This window comes from Stutzerimonas sp. C6.4V (genome assembly GCF_058536345.1).
In genome coordinates, this window is the sequence record NZ_JBZUBM010000001.1 from 1,761,658 (window position 1) to 1,780,114 (window position 18,457).

Below are 18,457 nucleotides of genomic sequence, written 5' to 3' on the forward strand. Positions count from 1 at the left end.
CTGCCAACTGCGAGCTGTCCCCGGCAAGATGCTTCGACTCACACTGGGCAGAGCCTCTCCACAGCCCTGTCAGCGTCGGCGCCGGTGCCGCTCAACGAAAGGCGGTCACAGGCTTTAACACGGCTGCCACATTTTCTGTTGAGGCATGTCCATGCTAACCCAAGGCTCTCACCGTCCGCGCCAAAAATGCAAACGCCCCGAACAAGTCGGGGCGTTTGCTAATCACCGCTCGGATCCTTAACAAGCGACCCGGTCGGCAAACTTTCCGCTATCATCCAGGCAATTAACGCACCTGTGCTTCAACCTCGGCTTCTACGCGGCGGTTGACCTGACGCCCCTCTTCGCTGTTGTTGTCAGCGACCGGGCGGGTTTCGCCGTAGCCAACCGAATCAACGCGCTGGCTTTCGACGCCATACTGATTGACCAGTACTTCACGCACGGCCTGGGCACGACGCTCCGACAAACGCTGGTTGTACTGATCGGTACCTACCGAATCGGTATGTCCTTCAACGGTCGTGCTGGTTTGCGGATACTGCTGCATGAAATCGGCAAGGTTCTTGATGTCGCTGTAGCTTTCTTCGCGGACGCGCGCCTCGTCGAAATCGAACTTGACATCAAGCTCAACGCGCACCAACTCCGGCTCCGGCTCGGGCTCGTTGTCAACCATAGGCGCTGGTGCCGGTGCAGGGGTAGGCTCAACCTGAGCTACCTGCTGCTGACCGCCCCCACCGAAGTTCAGGCCAACACCTACGCCAGCCATCCACTCTGCTTCGTCAGCATCGATGTTGTACATGCCGTCAACGCTGGCTTTGGCGAAGAAGTTCTCGGTGAAGTAATACTTCACGCCAGTGCCCACATTGGCGAAGGTGCTATGGTCGCGACCACCACGAGCGGCCTGACCGATGCTCTGGTGTGCAGCACCGGCGGATACGTACGGACGCAGACCAACACCTGGCTGACCGAAGTGGTAGGTAGCATCAAGCGAAGTCAGGCTGCCCTTGATGTCTTTGTGACCGCCCGCACCAACCGGATCCTGGGAAGTCAGATCATGGTATTCGCCATAGGACAGCCCAAGAGAAACATCATCTGTCAGAAAATAGCTGACGCCCGCACCGTACAGTTCGCCGTCCCGCTGAACGTCACGCGAGCTGTCGGTGAAGTAGTGCTTACCGAATGCCTCCACCTCTACGGCACCTTGGCCCTGGGCCAGCGCGCCAATGGAAGTGGCTGCAACCAAAGAACCAATTACAACGCCTAAGGTGTTTTTAAGCTTCATCCGTAAATCCCCATCTGGTGGTTAGTATCAGAACATTCTAAGGAAACCGGCAACTGTAGGCCCAAGCTGTTCGCTACCAATATGACAACTTGAGGCTGTTAAGTTTCAGCAATGCCAGAAAATTTTTCACGCAGCTTGTCCAGTGCCCTCTTATATCTCATCTTCGTTGCGCTTAGTCCCATATGCATAATGTCGGCGATTTCCTGAAATTCGAGCTCCGCAACAAAACGCAACACCAGGATCTCTCGATCTATCTGGTTCACGTGCACAAGCCAGCGATCAAGGCCGGTCTTTTCTCCGACAAGAGGCTCTGCCTCTTCAACCGCCTCGTCTACCGGGTCGAGACTCAATGCATCTAGCAAGCGCCTTTTACGTCGTTCCTTTCTGTACTGAGTGATGCATTCGTTGTAAGTAATGCTATATAGCCATGTTTTAAACTTTGACTTGCCCTCAAAGTTCTTCAGTCCATACAGGACCTTCAGCATCACTTCCTGGCAAACATCATCGGCATCCCGATCGTTTCCCAGATAACGCGCGCACACATTGAACAGCGTCCGCTGATATCGCCGCATGAGTTCTTCATAAGCGCGAGTTACATGAAACAATTCGACGTGGGCGCGCTGTACCAGCTCTTCATCTGAAAGCTGGCGAGGGTCATAACTCGTGGTAGGTGGATGGGCTTTAATCAAGACACTTCGAACCGGCAGTCAAAGTCGTGGCCGCGATCAGACGACAGCGAAACAGGGCGGCGCACTTTAACAGATTGCTGCGGCTAACGGCTGCCGACTCGTTGCTCCAAGAGGACTCTATTTGCTATCGAAACGAGTTCTCCGTCGTCGGTCAGCAACAGCGTCTTGGCTGTTCCAATTTCCTCGATCTCACCGTCCAGGTCGAGATTATCCAGACGAACACGCTGGCCTACTTCATACAGCTCACGCACGTAGATTCCCGCAAGAATCTGGCTCACAAGCTCGCGACTGCCCAGACCAAGCGCCAGCGCGACCGCAAGCCCAACCGAAATCAGGGCGATGGCAATCACGTAGTTCAGTAGCTCGGTTTTGACCTCAAGCTGACCTATGGCTACAGAAATGCTGATGATGATCACCAGCCCTTGCGCAATACGTCCCAGACCACTGGCGTACTCCAGGCCTACGCCTTCCGCAGCGCCGCGCACCAAGCCGTTTACCAGTTGAGCAAGCAACACGCCGGCGAGCAGGATCAATGCCGCACCAAATACTTTCGGCACGTAGAGCGCCAGCGTATCCAGCACAGCCGATACGCGCGCAAGCCCTAAGGATTCGGCAGCGGACACAAGAAACACGAGCAGGACAAACCAATAGACGATTTTGCCTATCAATGTTGATGCAGAGGACCGTATAGCTACCCGACCGAGCAACTTGTTTACCCCGGTCCCGGCCACAAGCCGATCAAGCCCGACCTTGGCTAGCCCCTTGGACAGCAGAGCATCCAACAGCTTCGCAACCACCAACCCTGCCACTACCACCAGCAACGCACCGAACAGACGCGGGATGAATGCAGCGATAGGTGCCCACAGGGCATTCATAGCGGCCAGCAAGCTCTGGCTCCAGGGATCGAATTCCATGATCAGTCGGCCCTATCGTTAGGAGTGGATTGAGAAAAATGACGTCGTGCAGTCGAGCGTGGCTGACCCGCACCGCCGCTAGCGGCAATCAGGACAGCCTGAAACCAGTTCCCCATGAGCCCGAACAGGTCTCCTGCTCCAACCTGGCGATTGGCAGTTTTCAGCACCCGGTCCAGACAGGCGTCGTCGTCATGGGACGATTGCGCATTGAGCATGTCCCGCAACGATTCTTCAAACGGATCGTGCATGTTCACCTCGCTAAAACTGTGTCACCTAGACGGCGCGTCGGCACGGGCGGTCACATCACACCCATTTCAGGCGGCGGAAGATCCACCACTGGAAGCCGGCAACAGCAGCGATCAGGCCGCAGGCAATATAGAAACCGTAGGGATGTTCAGCGCCTGGAATGCCGCCGACGTTGATTCCCAGAAGCCCAGTGAGGAAGCTCATGGGCAGAAAAAAGCCGGTAATGATCCCGAGCAGGTACATCGTCCGGTTCATGCGCTCGCGCAGTCTTCTCTCTTCAGCTTCGAGCACCAGGTTGACCCTCTCTCGGACCAGCTCCAGCTCTTCGAGATAACGAATCAACCGGTTGCTCAGTTCGTTCCAGTAATCGGTGTCGTCGTCGACAAACCACGGCAGACGATTGCGTGTCAGCTGGCCGTAGATTTCCCGCTGCGGCAGCAAAAACCTGCGCAAACTTGCCGCCTGTCGACGCATGGTGAGCATCTGGCCCTGAGGGGGTGAGTAACGTTCATCGGCCTCCACACGATCCTCCTCATCGTCGAGTTTCTCCGTCAGCACTTCTACGAAATCATCGACTCGGTTGGTCAGCGCATCAGCCAAGGCGAGCAGTATTTCTGACGAGGTCGTCGGGCCGACACCAGCCTCCAACTGCTTGATGACCACCTCGGTGGAACGCAAGGGACGCAGGCGCAATGAAATGACCCGGCGCGAATCGGCGAATACTCGCAAGGACACCATATCTTCCGGTTCGGCGTCAGGATTGAGGTTTACGCCTCTGAGAAAGAGCAACAGCTCGTCGTTGGGCAAGGCCAGCAACCTTGGCCGCGTGTTTTCTTCGAGAAGGACATCGCAGGCGAAAGCACTTAGCCCGCTGCGCCTGCGCAACCAACCCTGTGCGGCCGGCTGCCCGCGATCCCAATGCAGCCAGAGAGTTTCCCGCTGGGCTAGCCGCAAATCTGGAATATCGGCATAGGTGACTGGACGCGCACCACCTTGTCCATCAAGAACCAGGGCATGCAACAGCCCTGATTGAAGGCTTTCGTCAGGCAATTCTTGATCTCGTTGAAACGGCAAAAAGCCCGGCGATGCCGGGCTCGAGGAGCCTAACCACAACCTTATTCAGGAATTTTCAAAGGTTCAGGCGAAACGATGATGCCGTTATTGTCGGCATAGACATACTCACCGGGCCGAAAGGTTACGCCACAGAAGGTCACCGGGATGTTCAAATCACCTATGCCACGCTTGTCCGTCTTCATTGGATGGGTGGCCAGCGCCTGCACGCCCAATTCAGTCTGAGCGATAACGTCCACATCCCTGATGCAACCGTAGATCACCAGCCCTTCCCAGCCGTTCCGAGCCGCCTTCTCGGCCAGCATGTCACCGAGCAACGCTCGGCGCAAAGAACCTCCTCCATCCACAACCAGCACCTTGCCTGAGCCGTCAGTATCGACCTGCTCTTTCACCAACGAGTTGTCTTCGAAGCATTTGATAGTGACTATCTGGCCACCAAATGAATCACGACCGCCGAAATTGCTGAAAATCGGCTCAACTACCTGAACAAGTTCGGGGTAGGCATCGCACAGATCGGGAGTGACATATTGCATGAGAATCTCCTTGCCGAAAATGATGGTCCAATCGCGACACAAGCCTGCCGAGCGATCCCTGAGACCCGCTAGCGAGCAAGGTGCCAGGCCATGGCTCGCCTCACAGCAAAAAGGGCGGAAAACCGCCCTTCTTGATTATCTGCTAGCTCATTTAATCTCTGCTTCTGCCAGGAAGAACCAGGTGTCGAGCACCGAGTCAGGGTTCAGCGATACGCTTTCGATTCCCTGTTCCATAAGCCACTTTGCCAGATCTGGATGATCGGAAGGGCCCTGACCGCAAATACCGATGTACTTACCCGCCTTGTTGCAGGCCTCGATTGCGTTCGCCAAAAGCTTCTTTACCGCCGGGTTACGCTCATCGAAAAGGTGCGCAATGATACCGGAGTCACGATCCAGGCCCAGCGTCAGCTGGGTCATGTCGTTGGAGCCGATGGAGAAGCCGTCGAAAAACTCGAGGAACTCATCAGCCAGCAGCGCGTTGGACGGCAGTTCGCACATCATGATGATTCGCAGGCCGTTCTCACCACGCTTGAGACCGAACTGTCCGAGGATATCGATGACCTGCGACGCTTCGCCAAGGGTCCGCACGAACGGCACCATCAGCTCAACGTTGGTCAGCCCCATTACATCCCGCACCTTGCGCATCGCACGGCACTCGAGCTCGAAGCAGTCGCGGAAAGATTCGCTGATGTAACGCGAAGCGCCGCGGAAGCCAAGCATCGGGTTTTCTTCTTCGGGCTCATAGAGCTTGCCACCGATCAGGTTGGCATATTCGTTGGACTTGAAGTCCGACAGGCGCACGATGACCTTTTTAGGCCAGAAGGCGGCGGCTAGGGTGCTCACGCCCTCGACCAGCTTCTCTACGTAGAAGTCGACGGGGTCACCGTAACCAGCGATACGCTTCTCGACACTGCCTTTTATGTCGGCTGGCAAGCTATCGAAGTTGAGCAGCGCTTTCGGATGAACGCCGATCATGCGATTGATGATGAACTCCAGGCGCGCCAGACCAACACCTTCGTTTGGCAGCTGAGCGAAGTCGAAAGCGCGGTCCGGGTTACCGACGTTCATCATGATCTTGAACGGCAGCTCAGGCATCGCATCGATGGAGTTCTGGCGAATATCGAAGCCCAGTTCGCCTTCGAAGATCAGACCGGTGTCGCCCTCTGCGCAGGTGACCGTTACGCGCTGCCCGTCCTGCAGCAGTTCGGTTGCATTGCCACAGCCAACAACTGCCGGGATCCCCAGCTCGCGCGCGATGATTGCGGCATGACAGGTACGACCGCCACGATTGGTGACGATAGCACTGGCGCGCTTCATCACCGGCTCCCAATCCGGGTCGGTCATGTCGGAAACCAGTACGTCACCCGGCTGAACCTTGTCCATCTCGGATACGTCGTGAATGATCTTCACCGGACCGGCACCAATGCGCTGGCCGATGGCGCGCCCCTCGACCAGGACCTTGCCCTTCTCTTTCAGCAGGTAACGCTCCATTACGTTGCCGCTGGTACGGCTCTTCACGGTTTCTGGACGCGCCTGGACAATGTACAGCTGGTTGTCATCGCCATCTTTGGCCCACTCGATATCCATCGGACGGCCGTAATGCTTCTCGATGGTCATCGCCTGCCTGGCGAGATTGGCGACCTCTTCATCGGTCAGGCAGAAACGCATGCGCTCGGACTGTTCAACTTCGACGGTCTTGACGGATTTACCCGCGCTGGCTTCTTCGCCGTAAACCATCTTGATCGCCTTGCTGCCGAGATTACGACGCAGGATGGCAGGACGTCCGGCTTCCAGTGTGTGCTTGTGTACGTAGAATTCGTCAGGATTGACCGCGCCCTGCACGACTGTTTCACCGAGGCCGTAGGCGCCGGTAATGAAGACGACATCACGGAAGCCCGACTCGGTGTCCAGGGTGAACATTACGCCAGCCGTACCGGTCTCGGAACGCACCATGCGCTGGACGCCTGCAGAAAGAGCAACCAGCTTGTGATCGAAACCCTGATGGACGCGATAGGCGATCGCACGGTCGTTGAAAAGCGAGGCGAACACTTCCTTGGCGGCACGGATCACGTTGTCGACACCGCGAATGTTCAGGAAAGTTTCCTGCTGGCCAGCAAAAGAAGCATCCGGCAAGTCTTCGGCTGTTGCAGACGAGCGCACGGCAACCGCCATATTCTCGTTTCCGGCGGCCATCTGGGCGAACGCGGCACGGATGTCAGCATCCAGCTTGGGGGGGAATTCGGCTTCCATGACCCAGCCGCGAATCTGCGCACCAGCCTTGGCTAGGGCGTTGACGTCGTCCACGTCCAGGGCGTCTAGAAGTGCATGGATCTGCTCGTTAAGACCACTAAGCTCCATGAAGTCCCGATAGGCCTGGGCCGTAGTGGCGAAACCACCTGGCACTGAAACACCCGCGCCTGCGAGGTTGCTGATCATCTCGCCCAGGGAGGCGTTCTTGCCCCCTACTCGCTCAACATCATGATTGCCGAGCTGATCGAGGGAAACTACGTACTCTACCAAGGTGATCTCTCCACGTTTTGTTGGAAACTCGATCCGTGCCCATCCGCGACACGGTGGTCTGGCCCTGCAAAATAAGTAACAATGCCCGCGAACCGAGGCTCGGCGTAGGGGCCTACTATAGCTGAGAACCGTTCTTGACTTAAGGTCCCAGATGCAATGAAACGAACTGCATTCTTCATATCCGACGGCACCGGAATCACGGCCGAAACGCTCGGCCAGAGCCTACTGGCACAGTTCGAAACCATCAGCTTTACCAAGCTCACCCGACCATATATAGACACGGCCGAAAAAGCGCGGGCAATGGTACAGCAAATAAATAAAGCCGCGGAAAACGACGGTGCGCGCCCGATCATCTTCGACACACTGGTGAACCAGGAAATTCGTGACATCCTGGCTGAATCAAATGGCTTCATGATCGACATCTTTTCGTCTTTCCTTGCTCCGCTGGAACATGAACTGATGTCACGCTCCTCTTACTCCGTCGGCAAATCCCATTCGATCAGCCACAACGCCAACTACATGGAGCGAATCGACGCGGTCAATTTCGCTCTTGATAATGATGATGGCGCCCGCACGCACTACTACGACAAGGCAGATCTTATTTTGGTCGGCGTCTCCAGGTGCGGCAAAACGCCCACCTGCCTGTACATGGCGATGCAGTACGGGATCCGGGCAGCCAACTATCCGCTGACCGAAGACGACATGGAACGCCTGCAACTTCCCCCGGCCCTAAAGACCCACCGAGACAAACTGTTCGGTCTGACCATCGACCCCGATCGCCTGACGGCCATTCGCAACGAGCGCAAACCAAACAGCCGCTACGCCAGCTATGCCCAGTGCGAGTTCGAGGTTCGCGAGGTGGAGAACCTGTTCCGCCGCGAAAACATCAACTACATCAACTCCACGCACTTTTCGGTTGAAGAGATCTCCGCGAAGATCCTCGTTGAAAAGGGCGTCGAACGCCGACTCAAATAAGTGCCGTTTCGCTAGACAACAAAAAGTCCGCATAGTGCGGACTTTTTTGCATGAGGCGTCTAGATGTCCTGGTTTGCAGGAACCGCGTCGATCGCACGTTGGTGATCAAACGTCATCGTGCGGCACCCGAACCCAGCCTTCCATCAGGATCCGCGCGCTGCGGCTCATGCTTGCCTTGAGCACTGTCCATTCTCCGTTGAGCTGGCGGGCTTCGGCGCCAACGCGAAGGGTTCCTGACGGGTGACCGAATACCACCTCAGAGCGATTTCCTCCGCCGGCAGCAAGGTTGACCAGCGTTCCAGGTATGGAGGCCGCAGTGCCGATGGCAACGGCGGCTGTGCCCATCATGGCGTGATGCAGTTTCCCCATCGACAGGGCCCGCACCAGCAGATCAACCTCGGCGGCACTAATATCCTTGCCGCTGGACGAGGTGTAGTCGGCAGGCCCGGCAACAAACGCCACCTTAGGGGTATGCTGGCGTCTGGCGGCCTCCCCGATCTCCTTGATCAATCCCATGCGCAATGCACCCTGGGCGCGGATAACCTCGAACATCGCCAACGTTTTCAGGTCACCGTTGATGGCATCCTGCAGCTCCGTACCTGTGAAGCCTATGTCCTGTGCATTGACGAACACTGTCGGGATACCGGCATTGATCAGGGTCGCCTTGAGGGCACCGACACCCGGCACGTCCAGTTCGTCCACCAGATTACCTGTGGGAAACATGGCGCTGCCGCCCTCGCCTTCGTCTGCCGGGTCAAGGAATTCCAGGACGATTTCCGCGGCGGGAAAGGTGACGCCGTCCAGTTCGAAGTCACCGGTTTCCTGTACCTGGCCGCCGGTTACCGGCACGTGGGCGATGATCGTCTTCCCTATGTTGGCTTGCCATATACGAACACTGCAGACGCCATCTGCGGGAATCCGATGGGGATCGACCAGCCCAGCATGCAGCGCAAACGCCCCGGCTGCCGTCGAAAGATTGCCGCAATTGCCGCTCCAGTCGACAAAGGCACTGTCGATCGAAACCTGGCCATAGAGGTACTCGACGTCATGGTCCGGACGATCGCTTCGGGACAGGATCACGCATTTGCTGGTACTGGACGTCGCGCCGCCCATGCCATCGGTGTGCTTGCCATAAGGATCGGGACTGCCGATCACCCGCAGGAACAGCCGGTCCCGTGCCTCGCCAGGGACCTGGGCTTCAGGCGGAAGGTCCTGCAGGCGAAAGAACACACCCTTGCTGGTGCCGCCACGCATGTAGGTGGCGGGAATTTTCAATTGCGGTGGATAAGCCATGGTGAACCTTACCTTGTCGAATGCCGCGACCAGCAGGCCGCCGCGAAATCATCCGTATGGCCAACAGCCCTTCAGCGATGCCAGAGGCCGCTGGCCATGCCCTCAGGATGCCTGGTTGAGGAAATCCTTCGCGAAACGCTGCAGCACGCCACCGGCGTCGTAGATCGAAACCTCCTCGGCTGTATCCAGACGGCAGGTAACCGGCACTTCGAGCCGCTCACCGTTCTTTCGCGTGATCACCAGCGTCAGGGTGGCTCGCGGCGTCCGCTCGCCAAGCACGTCAAAGGTTTCACTGCCATCAATACCCAGCGTCAGGCGCGTGGTGCCTGGCATGAATTCCAACGGCAGTACACCCATGCCCACCAGGTTGGTCCGGTGGATCCGCTCGAAGCCTTCAGCGGCGATCGCCTCGACGCCGGCCAGCCGAACGCCCTTCGCCGCCCAGTCGCGGGAGGAACCCTGGCCGTAGTCGGCACCGGCAATGATGATCAGCGGTTGCTTGCGGTTCATGTAGGTCTCGATAGCCTCCCACATGCGCATCACCTTGCCTTCCGGCTCGACGCGGGTCAGCGAACCCCTCTTCACCTGCCCGTCGACCACAGCCATCTCGTTGACCAGCTGGGGGTTGGCAAAGGTTGCGCGCTGAGCGGTCAGATGGTCGCCGCGGTGCGTGGCGTAGGAGTTGAAGTCCTCTTCCGGCAGACCCATCTTGGCCAGGTACTCGCCCGCGGCGCTGTCCAGCATGATGGCGTTTGACGGCGACAGGTGGTCAGTGGTGATGTTGTCCGGCAGCACCGCCAGCGGGCGCATTCCCCTGAGCGACCGCTCGCCGGCCAGCGCACCTTCCCAATAGGGTGGTCGGCGAATGTACGTCGACATGGGCCGCCAGTCATAAAGCGGGCTTTCCGCCTCTTCCACCGAGCCTAGGTCGAACATCGGGATGTAGATCTGCTTGAACTGCTCTGGCTTCACCGACTCGGCGACGATGCAGTCGATCTCCTCGTCGCTCGGCCAGAGGTCCTTGAGCGTGACGGGGTTGCCCAACTGATCGTGCCCCAGAACATCCTGTTCTATGTCGAATCGCACGGTCCCGGCGATGGCGTAGGCGACCACCAGCGGCGGCGAAGCGAGAAATGCCTGTTTCGCGTAGGGATGGATGCGCCCGTCGAAGTTGCGATTGCCGGACAGGACAGCGGTCGCGTAGAGGTCGCGGTCGATGATCTCCTGCTGTATCTGTGGGTCCAGCGCGCCGGACATGCCGTTACAGGTGGTACAGGCGTACGCGACGATGCCAAAGCCAAGCTTTTCCAGCTCGGTCAGCAGGCCGGCATCCTGCAGATACAGCTTGGCTACCTTCGAGCCCGGCGCGAAGGAGGTCTTGACCCACGGCTTGCGAATCAGGCCCAACTCGTTGGCCTTCTTCGCCAGCAGACCGGCGGCCACCACGTTGCGCGGGTTCGAGGTGTTGGTGCAGCTCGTGATGGCGGCAATGATCACCGCGCCATCCGGCATCAGGCCATCGCGCTCTTCGGCTTGCGCCTTGTCTAGGTCAACCGCGATGCCGCGCTCGTGAAGCGCCGAGGTCGGCAGACGACGATGCGGGTTGGACGGGCCAGCCATGGTGCGCACTACGCTCGACAAGTCGAACTCGAGCACGCGCTCGTACTGCGCGTCCACCAGCGCATCGGCCCAGAGACCTGTGGTCCTGGCGTAATGCTCCACCAGTGCCACCTGCTCCGGTTCACGTCCGGTCAACTTCAGGTAATCGATGGTCTGCTGGTCTATGTAGAACATCGAGGCGGTCGCGCCATACTCCGGGCACATGTTGGAGATGGTGGCGCGGTCACCGATGGTCAGGCTGGCGGCCCCATCGCCGAAGAATTCAACATAGGCGCCGACCACGCGCTCCTTGCGCAGGAACTCGGTCAAGGCCAGCACAATATCGGTCGCCGTTATCCCGGGCTGACGCTTACCGGTCAACTTCACGCCGACGATGTCGGGCAGCCGCATCATCGAGGCACGGCCAAGCATCACGGTTTCAGCCTCGAGCCCCCCGACGCCGACGGCGATAACACCGAGCGCATCCACATGCGGCGTGTGGCTGTCAGTACCGACGCAGGTATCAGGGAAGGCGACGCCATCTCGCGCCTGAATGACCGGCGACATCTTCTCGAGGTTGATCTGGTGCATGATCCCGTTGCCGGCGGGAATCACATCGACGTTCTTGAAGGCCGTCTTGGTCCACTCGATGAAGTGAAAACGATCCTCGTTGCGGCGCTCTTCAACGGCACGGTTCTTCTCGAACGCGTCCGGGTCGAATCCCGCAAATTCGACTGCCAGGGAATGGTCTACGATCAGCTGCGTCGGCACGACCGGGTTGACTTTAGACGGATCACCGCCCTGCTCGGCGATGGCATCGCGCAGTCCCGCAAGATCCACCAGCGCCGTCTGGCCAAGGATGTCATGGCAGACCACGCGCGCCGGGTACCAGGGGAAGTCGAGGTCGCGCTTGCGCTCAATGATCTGCTTCAGCGAGTCGATCAGCATCGACGGATCGCAACGACGCACCAACTGCTCGGCCAGCACGCGTGAGGTGTAGGGCAACTTGTCGTAACTGCCTGGCTGGATTGCCTCGACTGCTTCACGGGTGTCGAAGTAGTCCAGCCCGGTGCCGGGCAAGGGTTTGCGATGTTCTGTGTTCATGCCGGAAGGACTCGATCCAGTAGGTGTACAAAAAAGCGAGAGGGGCGACCAATGTCACGGTCTCCCCTCCCATCGATCAGCGCTCGGCGACAGGCACGACCTTGCGCTGTTCCGGTCCGACATAGTCGGCGCTCGGGCGGATGATGCGGTTATTGGCGCGCTGCTCGATGACGTGGGAGGCCCAGCCGGTCACGCGCGAACATACAAAGATCGGTGTGAACAGCTTGGTCGGGATGCCCATGAAGTGGTAGGCCGAGGCATGGTAGAAGTCTGCATTGGGAAAGAGCTTTTTCTGTTTCCACATGGTTTCGTCGACGGCGACGGAGACCGAATAGAGAACGGTGTCGCCCACCTCGTCAGCCAGCTTGCTGGCCCACACCTTGATGACCTCGTTGCGCGGATCGGACTCCTTATAGATCGCATGGCCAAAGCCCATGATCTTGTCCTTGCGCTCAAGCATGCCGAGAATGCCCTGCACGGCAGCCTCCGGCGAATCCCACTGCTGGATCATGTCCATCGCAGCCTCGTTGGCGCCACCGTGCAACGGACCACGCAACGAACCGATGGCACCGGTGACGCATGAATACATGTCCGACAGGGTCGATGCACAGACACGCGCCGTGAAGGTCGAGGCGTTGAACTCATGCTCGGCGTAAAGAATCAACGAGACGTTCATGACCTTGACATGCAGGTCGCTTGGCTTCTTGCCATGCAGCAGCGCCAGGAAATGACCGCCCAGGGTGTCTTCATCGCTGGTGCATTCGATCCGCTTCTGCTGATGCGTGAAGTGATACCAGTAGCACATGACCGCCGGAAATGCGGCCATCAGGCGCTCAGCGACATCGCGCTGCTGCTCGAACGAGCGCTCAGGCTCCAGCGTGCCTAGCATCGATGCACCGGTACGCATGACGTCCATAGGATGTGCATCGGCTGGGATTCGCTCCAGCACTTCCTTCAACGCGGCGGGCAGGTCCCGCAGAGTTTTTAGCCGCACCTTATAGTCGGCCAGCTGCTGGGCAGTCGGCAGTTCGCCATAGAACAGCAGGTAGGCGACTTCCTCGAACTCAGCGTGTTCCGCCAGTTCGCGTACGTCGTAGCCCCGGTAGGTCAGGCCGGCCCCGGTCTTGCCGACGGTGCACAGCGCTGTCTGCCCGGCAACCTGGCCACGCAGACCGGCACCGCCTAATACTTTTGCTTCAGCCATTGCTCTCTCCTTATTGGATTTGTTCTGGATACTGCAAAGTTGCTCATCAGTACCGGCAAACAGCCCGGCTACCTGCTGCCTCGCGGCTCAACTCTTCTTCTGTGCGAACAGCGCATCGAGGCTCTGCTCGAATGCGTGGTAGTTGATACGTTCGTACAGCTCCATGCGGGTCTGCATGGTGTCGACCACGTTCTTTTGAGTGCCGTCGCGACGGATAGCGTTATAGACATTCTCCGCCGCCTTGTTCATCGCGCGGAACGCCGAAAGCGGGTACAGCACCAGCGATACGTCAGCGCTGGCGAGTTCATCAGTGGTGTAGAGCGGCGTAGCACCAAACTCGGTGATGTTCGCCAGGATGGGCGCGCCGACCTTTTCGGCGAACAGCTTGTACATAGACAGTTCGGTAATCGCCTCGGGGAAGACCATGTCCGCTCCGGCTTCCACGCAGGCCTGTGCACGCTCCAGGGCCGCATCGAGCCCTTCGACCGCCAGTGCATCGGTGCGCGCCATGATCACAAAACTGTCATCGGTACGGGCATCCACCGCCGCCTTGATCCGATCGACCATCTCCTGCTGGGAAACGATTTCCTTGTTCGGGCGATGACCGCAGCGCTTGGCTCCGACCTGATCTTCGATATGGATCGCAGCAGCACCGAACTTGATCATGGACTTGACCGTGCGCGCCACGTTGAATGCAGACGAGCCGAATCCGGTATCGACGTCGACCAGTAGCGGCAAGTCGCAGACATCCGTGATGCGCCGCACATCGGTCAACACATCATCGAGGCCGGTGATCCCAAGGTCTGGCAAGCCGAGCGAGCCAGCCGCGACGCCGCCACCAGAAAGATAGATCGCCTTGAATCCGGCGCGTTTCGCAAGCAATGCGTGATTGGCGTTGATGGCACCGACCACTTGCAGGGGATGTTCATTGGCGACCGCGTCACGGAAACGCTGGCCAGGGGTAGGAAGTGTCATGCCTCACCTCGTGTTTGTGGTGTCTGTTGCTGTGCTGCCAGGTAATGGCGCTCGATGTTGCGCTTGGATGCGCAGATGTGACGCCGCATCAGCAACTCGGCCAACTCGCCGTCACGGTCGGCAATGGCATCGAGGATCCGATGGTGTTCGGCGAATGCCTGACGCGGACGATTCGGCGTGGTGGAAAACTGGATTCGGTACATGCGCACAAGCTGATACAACTCGCCACAGAGCATCTGCGTGAGGGTGCGGTTACCACTGCCCTGGATGATCCGGTAGTGAAAGTCGAAATCGCCCTCTTGCTGGTAATAGCCGACGCCAGCCTGAAACGCCTCGTCGCGCTCGTGGGTCTCCAGCACGCGGCGCAACTCATCCACTTCACTCTCGCTCATGCGCTCGGCAGCCAGCCGGCAGGCCATGCCTTCAAGCGACTCACGAATCTCATAGAGCTCGATCAGCTCGGCGTGGCTGAGCGACACCACACGGGCCCCGACATGGGGCACTCGAACCAGGAGCTTCTGACCTTCTAGCCGATGGATCGCCTCGCGCAACGGGCCGCGACTGATGCCGTAGGTTCGTGCCAGCTCGGGTTCGGAAATCTTGCTACCCGGCGCAATCTCTCCCTTGATGATGGCGGCCTGGATCAACCGGAAAACGTGCTCGGAAAGCGTACCGGGGTCAACCTGAGCAGATGGAGAAGAAAGCATGGCTTCAAGCATGATTGTCGACACTTCACGTTTTGACCGCTGCAATCTACGCCCCGTCTAGCCGGAACGTCAACCGATACAAAAGTCGATTGTCGACAGTTTGGCATTGCGGGAACGATCATTTCTCACAGGATGGCAACCATAGGCCAGTCGCGACCCTTTGAGGGGCCATGCTAGAATGCGGCCCTGTATCCCGCGATCGTCTCTTGATTAGCCGCCGTAATAGCCCATGGGCCGCAGCTTCGCCCATGCTTCCTCCGACTCGAACCTGCCCGGATTTATGAGCGTCAAACCCTATCTGCTAATGCTGTGCCTGCTGTCCTCCATAGCTGCCCACGCCAAAGACAAGACTGTCTATGGCCTGAACGAGCATGTCGCGCTTCCGGAGTTTGGCCTGGAAGTGCCGGCCAAGCTGGACACTGGCGCCCAAACTGCCTCACTCAGCGCACGTGACATCGAGCGCTTCAAGCGGGACGGGAAGAACTGGGTGCGTTTCTACCTGGCCATCGACGAAGCACACAGCCGGCCGATAGAACTGCCGCTGCAGCGCATCAGCAAGATCAAGCGCCGCGCCGGGGACTTCGATCCTGAAGAGGAAAAGACCTACACACCCCGCCCGGTTGTTGAGCTGAAACTATGCATGGGCGAGGCCAAGCGCAGCATCGAAGTGAACCTCACGGACCGAAGCGCTTTCCAATACCCACTTTTGATTGGCTCCGATGCGCTGACACGATTTGGCGCCCTGGTTGACCCAAGCCTTACTTACGCTGCTGGCAAGCCCGGCTGCATCACCGAATCCGACGCTGACGAGTGACCCTATGCGCGCGCTTACCCTGCATCTGAAAATTCTGATCCTGCTGCTCGTCTCGCTGGGCATCGCGATCACGGCATACCAGATCTTCATTCTCGGCATTCCTGTGACCGAAGACGAAACCGACGATCTGTGGAACATCGATGCGAAGGTCGAATTCCAGGCCAACGCACGTGAGCCGGTCAAACTGCAGATGTACGTGCCGCCCCTGAATCAGGAGTTTGTCAGCCTCAACGAAAGCTTCATCTCCAACAATTATGGCGTCAGCATCAACCGAGCAGACGGCAATCGCCGGGTGACCTGGTCTGCGCGTCGCGTGAACGGCAACCAGACTCTCTATTACCGCCTGGTGCTGACGCGCCGCTACAGCGGCGAGCAGACCAAAGCGAATGGCCCGATCTTCCGCGACAGCATCCCCGTGGAAGGGGCCGAGAAGATCGCCGCCGAAGCATTGTTGTCTCCAATCCGCCAGCATTCGGCTGACGTCGAGACTTTTATCAGCGAGGCCATCAAGCGCGTCAACAACGCCAATGACGATAACGTGAAACTCCTGCTCGGCGGCGATTCCGCGACGGCAAACAAGGCGCGGGTCATCGAGCTGCTACTGTCAATTGCCCACGTGCCGATGGAGCGCGTGCACACCGTACGGTTGGCAGCGGATACGGCGCAGACCCCGGAGCTCTGGCTGCGCAGCTTCAATGGCGACAAATGGCTGTATTTCAATCCGGAAACTGGCGAGCAGGGTCTGCCAAAGGACCGACTGGTCTGGTGGACCGGCGATGAACCGTTACTCAGCCTGGAGGGCGGTCGCAATCCTCAGGTCACCTTTACCCTCAATAGCAGCGAGATGAATGCAATCCGTCTGGCCAAGCTGACCGACGAAAACACTGACGCCGACTTCCTGGAATATTCGCTCTATGGGTTGCCGCTGCAAACCCAGCAGACCTACCAGATCATGATCATGATTCCGATAGGGGTATTGGTGATCCTGATCCTGCGTAACCTTGGCGGCCTGCAGACCCTCGGCACCTTTACTCCCGTATTGATCGCCCTGGCCTTTCGTGAAACCCAGCTCGGCTTTGGCATCATCCTGTTCACCGTGATTACCGCGCTGGGCCTCTCGCTCCGTTCCTATCTCGAACACCTGAAGTTGCAGATGCTGCCGCGCCTGTCGGTCGTATTGACTTTCGTGGTCGTGCTGATTGCGGTTATCAGTTTGTTCAGCCACAAGCTTGGCCTGGAGCGAGGATTGTCGGTTGCCCTGTTCCCCATGGTGATCCTGACCATGACCATTGAACGCCTTTCCATCACCTGGGAAGAGCGCGGCGCGGGTCATGCGTTCAAGGTCGCTGTCGGAACGCTGATCGCAGCCACCCTGGCGCATATGCTGATGAGCGTGCCGGAACTGGTCTACTTCATGTTCACCTTCCCGGCGGTACTCCTGATCATGGTTGGCTTCATGCTCGCAATGGGACGCTATCGCGGCTACCGCCTGACCGAGCTGTTTCGTTTCAAAGCCTTTCTGAAGGATTGAGCCATGTTCGGTCTGATCAAAACGTGGAAGGCCCTTGAAGCCAAGGGCATCATGGGCATCAACCGCCGTAACGCGGACTACGTCCTCAAGTACAACAAGCGAAACCTCTACCCGATCGTGGATGACAAGATCATCACCAAGGAACGGGCCATCGAGGCCGGAATCCATGTGCCGGAGATGTACGGCATCATCGAAACCGAAAAGGACATCGACAAGCTAAAGGACATCGTCAAGGACCACCCCGACTTCGTGGTCAAGCCTGCCCAGGGGGCCGGCGGCGATGGCATTCTGGTTATTGCTGACCGCTTCGAAGGCCGCTACCGCACGGTATCGGGCAAGATCATGACCCATGAAGAGATCGAACATCAGATCTCCAACATACTGACAGGTCTCTATTCGCTCGGCGGTCACCGCGACCGAGCGTTGATCGAGTACCGGGTGACCCCCGATCCTATTTTCAAGAGCATCAGTTACGAAGGCGTGCCCGACATCCGCATTATCGTATTGATGGGTTACCCGGTCATGGCCATGCTGCGCCTGCCGACCCGCCAATCCGGGGGCAAGGCCAACCTGCACCAGGGCGCTATCGGTGTCGGTGTGGACCTGGCGACCGGCATCACCCTGCGCGGCACCTGGCTGAACAACAAGATCACCAAGCACCCTGACACCACCAACGCGGTTGATGGCGTGCAGCTGCCGAACTGGGATGGCTTCATGAAGCTCGCCGCTGGCTGCTACGAGCTGTGCGGTCTGGGCTACATCGGGGTCGACATGGTGCTCGATCAGGATAAAGGCCCGTTGATTCTCGAGCTGAACGCCCGCCCGGGCCTGAATATCCAGATAGCCAACGATTGCGGACTTACCCATCGTGCCCATGCGGTGGAAAATCGGATCGAGGAGCTGAAAGAAAAAGGCATTCAGGAAACGCCGGAGGAGCGGGTTCGATTTGCCCAGGACCTGTTCGGCCATATCCCGACGAACGCGTGAGTCAAGGCCCAGCCTAGAG

At 58.4% G+C, this 18,457-nt stretch carries 16 protein-coding genes; 4 read left to right on the top strand and 12 right to left on the bottom strand.

The genetic code is table 11. The features are described from left to right. Positions 1-283: 283 nt before the first annotated feature. The 7 genes from AC4LFW_RS08245 to ppsA form a co-directional block, all read right to left on the bottom strand. Entirely contained in the window at positions 284-1,276 is a 993-nt protein-coding gene (locus AC4LFW_RS08245) for an OmpA family protein (RefSeq protein WP_491818601.1), read from the bottom strand. A 98-nt stretch (positions 1,277-1,374) separates the two neighbouring features. After that, positions 1,375-1,965: an RNA polymerase sigma factor SigX gene (gene sigX, locus AC4LFW_RS08250; RefSeq protein ID WP_491818602.1), complete on the bottom strand. Its 591-nt coding sequence runs from the start codon at positions 1,963-1,965 to the stop codon at positions 1,375-1,377. An 83-nt stretch (positions 1,966-2,048) separates the two neighbouring features. Then, the gene (locus AC4LFW_RS08255) at positions 2,049-2,879 is read right to left on the bottom strand and encodes a mechanosensitive ion channel family protein (protein ID WP_491818603.1); all 831 of its coding nucleotides are present in this window, start codon (positions 2,877-2,879) and stop codon (positions 2,049-2,051) included. Between the two features lie 2 nt (positions 2,880-2,881). Continuing rightward, on the bottom strand, positions 2,882-3,127 hold the full coding sequence (locus AC4LFW_RS08260; RefSeq protein WP_491818604.1) for a CrfX protein: 246 nt from the start codon (positions 3,125-3,127) through the stop codon (positions 2,882-2,884). Positions 3,128-3,182: 55 nt separating this feature from the next. Further along, positions 3,183-4,175, bottom strand: a complete 993-nt coding sequence (locus tag AC4LFW_RS08265) for a zinc transporter ZntB (RefSeq protein ID WP_491818605.1) — start codon at positions 4,173-4,175, stop codon at positions 3,183-3,185. Between the two features lie 65 nt (positions 4,176-4,240). Then, on the bottom strand, positions 4,241-4,729 hold the full coding sequence (gene rraA / locus AC4LFW_RS08270) for a ribonuclease E activity regulator RraA (protein ID WP_491818606.1): 489 nt from the start codon (positions 4,727-4,729) through the stop codon (positions 4,241-4,243). Between the two features lie 147 nt (positions 4,730-4,876). Then, positions 4,877-7,249: a phosphoenolpyruvate synthase gene (gene ppsA, locus AC4LFW_RS08275; RefSeq protein WP_491818607.1), complete on the bottom strand. Its 2,373-nt coding sequence runs from the start codon at positions 7,247-7,249 to the stop codon at positions 4,877-4,879. A gap of 156 nt (positions 7,250-7,405) precedes the next feature. Between ppsA and ppsR the strand changes: the two genes are divergently transcribed. Next, positions 7,406-8,224, top strand: coding sequence for a posphoenolpyruvate synthetase regulatory kinase/phosphorylase PpsR (ppsR, locus tag AC4LFW_RS08280; RefSeq protein WP_491818608.1), 819 nt, complete (start codon positions 7,406-7,408; stop codon positions 8,222-8,224). 105 nt (positions 8,225-8,329) lie between these two features. Here the strand turns inward: ppsR and prpF are convergent, their stop codons facing one another. From prpF to AC4LFW_RS08305, 5 genes are all read right to left on the bottom strand, one after another. After that, the gene (gene prpF / locus AC4LFW_RS08285; RefSeq protein WP_491818609.1) at positions 8,330-9,517 is read right to left on the bottom strand and encodes a 2-methylaconitate cis-trans isomerase PrpF; all 1,188 of its coding nucleotides are present in this window, start codon (positions 9,515-9,517) and stop codon (positions 8,330-8,332) included. A gap of 102 nt (positions 9,518-9,619) precedes the next feature. Then, entirely contained in the window at positions 9,620-12,220 is a 2,601-nt protein-coding gene (gene acnD / locus AC4LFW_RS08290; RefSeq protein WP_491818610.1) for a Fe/S-dependent 2-methylisocitrate dehydratase AcnD, read from the bottom strand. A 76-nt stretch (positions 12,221-12,296) separates the two neighbouring features. After that, entirely contained in the window at positions 12,297-13,424 is a 1,128-nt protein-coding gene (prpC, locus tag AC4LFW_RS08295) for a bifunctional 2-methylcitrate synthase/citrate synthase (protein WP_491818611.1), read from the bottom strand. A gap of 87 nt (positions 13,425-13,511) precedes the next feature. Next, on the bottom strand, positions 13,512-14,399 hold the full coding sequence (gene prpB, locus AC4LFW_RS08300; RefSeq protein WP_491818612.1) for a methylisocitrate lyase: 888 nt from the start codon (positions 14,397-14,399) through the stop codon (positions 13,512-13,514). Then, on the bottom strand, positions 14,396-15,118 hold the full coding sequence (locus AC4LFW_RS08305; protein WP_491818613.1) for a GntR family transcriptional regulator: 723 nt from the start codon (positions 15,116-15,118) through the stop codon (positions 14,396-14,398). Before AC4LFW_RS08305 ends, prpB begins: the two co-directional genes overlap by 4 nt. 268 nt (positions 15,119-15,386) lie before the next feature. Between AC4LFW_RS08305 and rloA the strand changes: the two genes are divergently transcribed. From rloA to AC4LFW_RS08320, 3 genes are read left to right on the top strand one after another with little or no spacing between them, the layout of a single operon-like run. Continuing rightward, entirely contained in the window at positions 15,387-15,920 is a 534-nt protein-coding gene (gene rloA / locus AC4LFW_RS08310; protein WP_491818614.1) for a retropepsin-like aspartic peptidase RloA, read from the top strand. A gap of 4 nt (positions 15,921-15,924) precedes the next feature. Then, on the top strand, positions 15,925-17,451 hold the full coding sequence (gene rloB / locus AC4LFW_RS08315; protein WP_491818615.1) for an osmotic stress tolerance membrane protein RloB: 1,527 nt from the start codon (positions 15,925-15,927) through the stop codon (positions 17,449-17,451). 3 nt (positions 17,452-17,454) lie between these two features. Beyond that, complete coding sequence (locus AC4LFW_RS08320; RefSeq protein WP_491818616.1) at positions 17,455-18,438, top strand: alpha-L-glutamate ligase-like protein; 984 nt, start codon at positions 17,455-17,457, stop codon at positions 18,436-18,438. Positions 18,439-18,457 lie beyond the last annotated feature (19 nt).

What these genes read in the sequence shown, in the direction of transcription:
- AC4LFW_RS08245 (WP_491818601.1), bottom strand. Translation starts at nt 1,276, where the DNA reads ATGAAGCTTAAAAACACCTTAGGCGTTGTAATTGGTTCTTTGGTTGCA.
- AC4LFW_RS08255 (WP_491818603.1), bottom strand. Translation starts at nt 2,879, where the DNA reads ATGGAATTCGATCCCTGGAGCCAGAGCTTGCTGGCCGCTATGAATGCC.
- AC4LFW_RS08260 (WP_491818604.1), bottom strand. Translation starts at nt 3,127, where the DNA reads ATGCACGATCCGTTTGAAGAATCGTTGCGGGACATGCTCAATGCGCAA.
- rraA (WP_491818606.1), bottom strand. Translation starts at nt 4,729, where the DNA reads ATGCAATATGTCACTCCCGATCTGTGCGATGCCTACCCCGAACTTGTT.
- ppsR (WP_491818608.1), top strand. Translation starts at nt 7,406, where the DNA reads ATGAAACGAACTGCATTCTTCATATCCGACGGCACCGGAATCACGGCC.
- prpF (WP_491818609.1), bottom strand. Translation starts at nt 9,517, where the DNA reads ATGGCTTATCCACCGCAATTGAAAATTCCCGCCACCTACATGCGTGGC.
- acnD (WP_491818610.1), bottom strand. Translation starts at nt 12,220, where the DNA reads ATGAACACAGAACATCGCAAACCCTTGCCCGGCACCGGGCTGGACTAC.
- prpC (WP_491818611.1), bottom strand. Translation starts at nt 13,424, where the DNA reads ATGGCTGAAGCAAAAGTATTAGGCGGTGCCGGTCTGCGTGGCCAGGTT.
- prpB (WP_491818612.1), bottom strand. Translation starts at nt 14,399, where the DNA reads ATGACACTTCCTACCCCTGGCCAGCGTTTCCGTGACGCGGTCGCCAAT.
- AC4LFW_RS08305 (WP_491818613.1), bottom strand. Translation starts at nt 15,118, where the DNA reads ATGCTTGAAGCCATGCTTTCTTCTCCATCTGCTCAGGTTGACCCCGGT.
- rloA (WP_491818614.1), top strand. Translation starts at nt 15,387, where the DNA reads ATGAGCGTCAAACCCTATCTGCTAATGCTGTGCCTGCTGTCCTCCATA.
- rloB (WP_491818615.1), top strand. Translation starts at nt 15,925, where the DNA reads ATGCGCGCGCTTACCCTGCATCTGAAAATTCTGATCCTGCTGCTCGTC.
- AC4LFW_RS08320 (WP_491818616.1), top strand. Translation starts at nt 17,455, where the DNA reads ATGTTCGGTCTGATCAAAACGTGGAAGGCCCTTGAAGCCAAGGGCATC.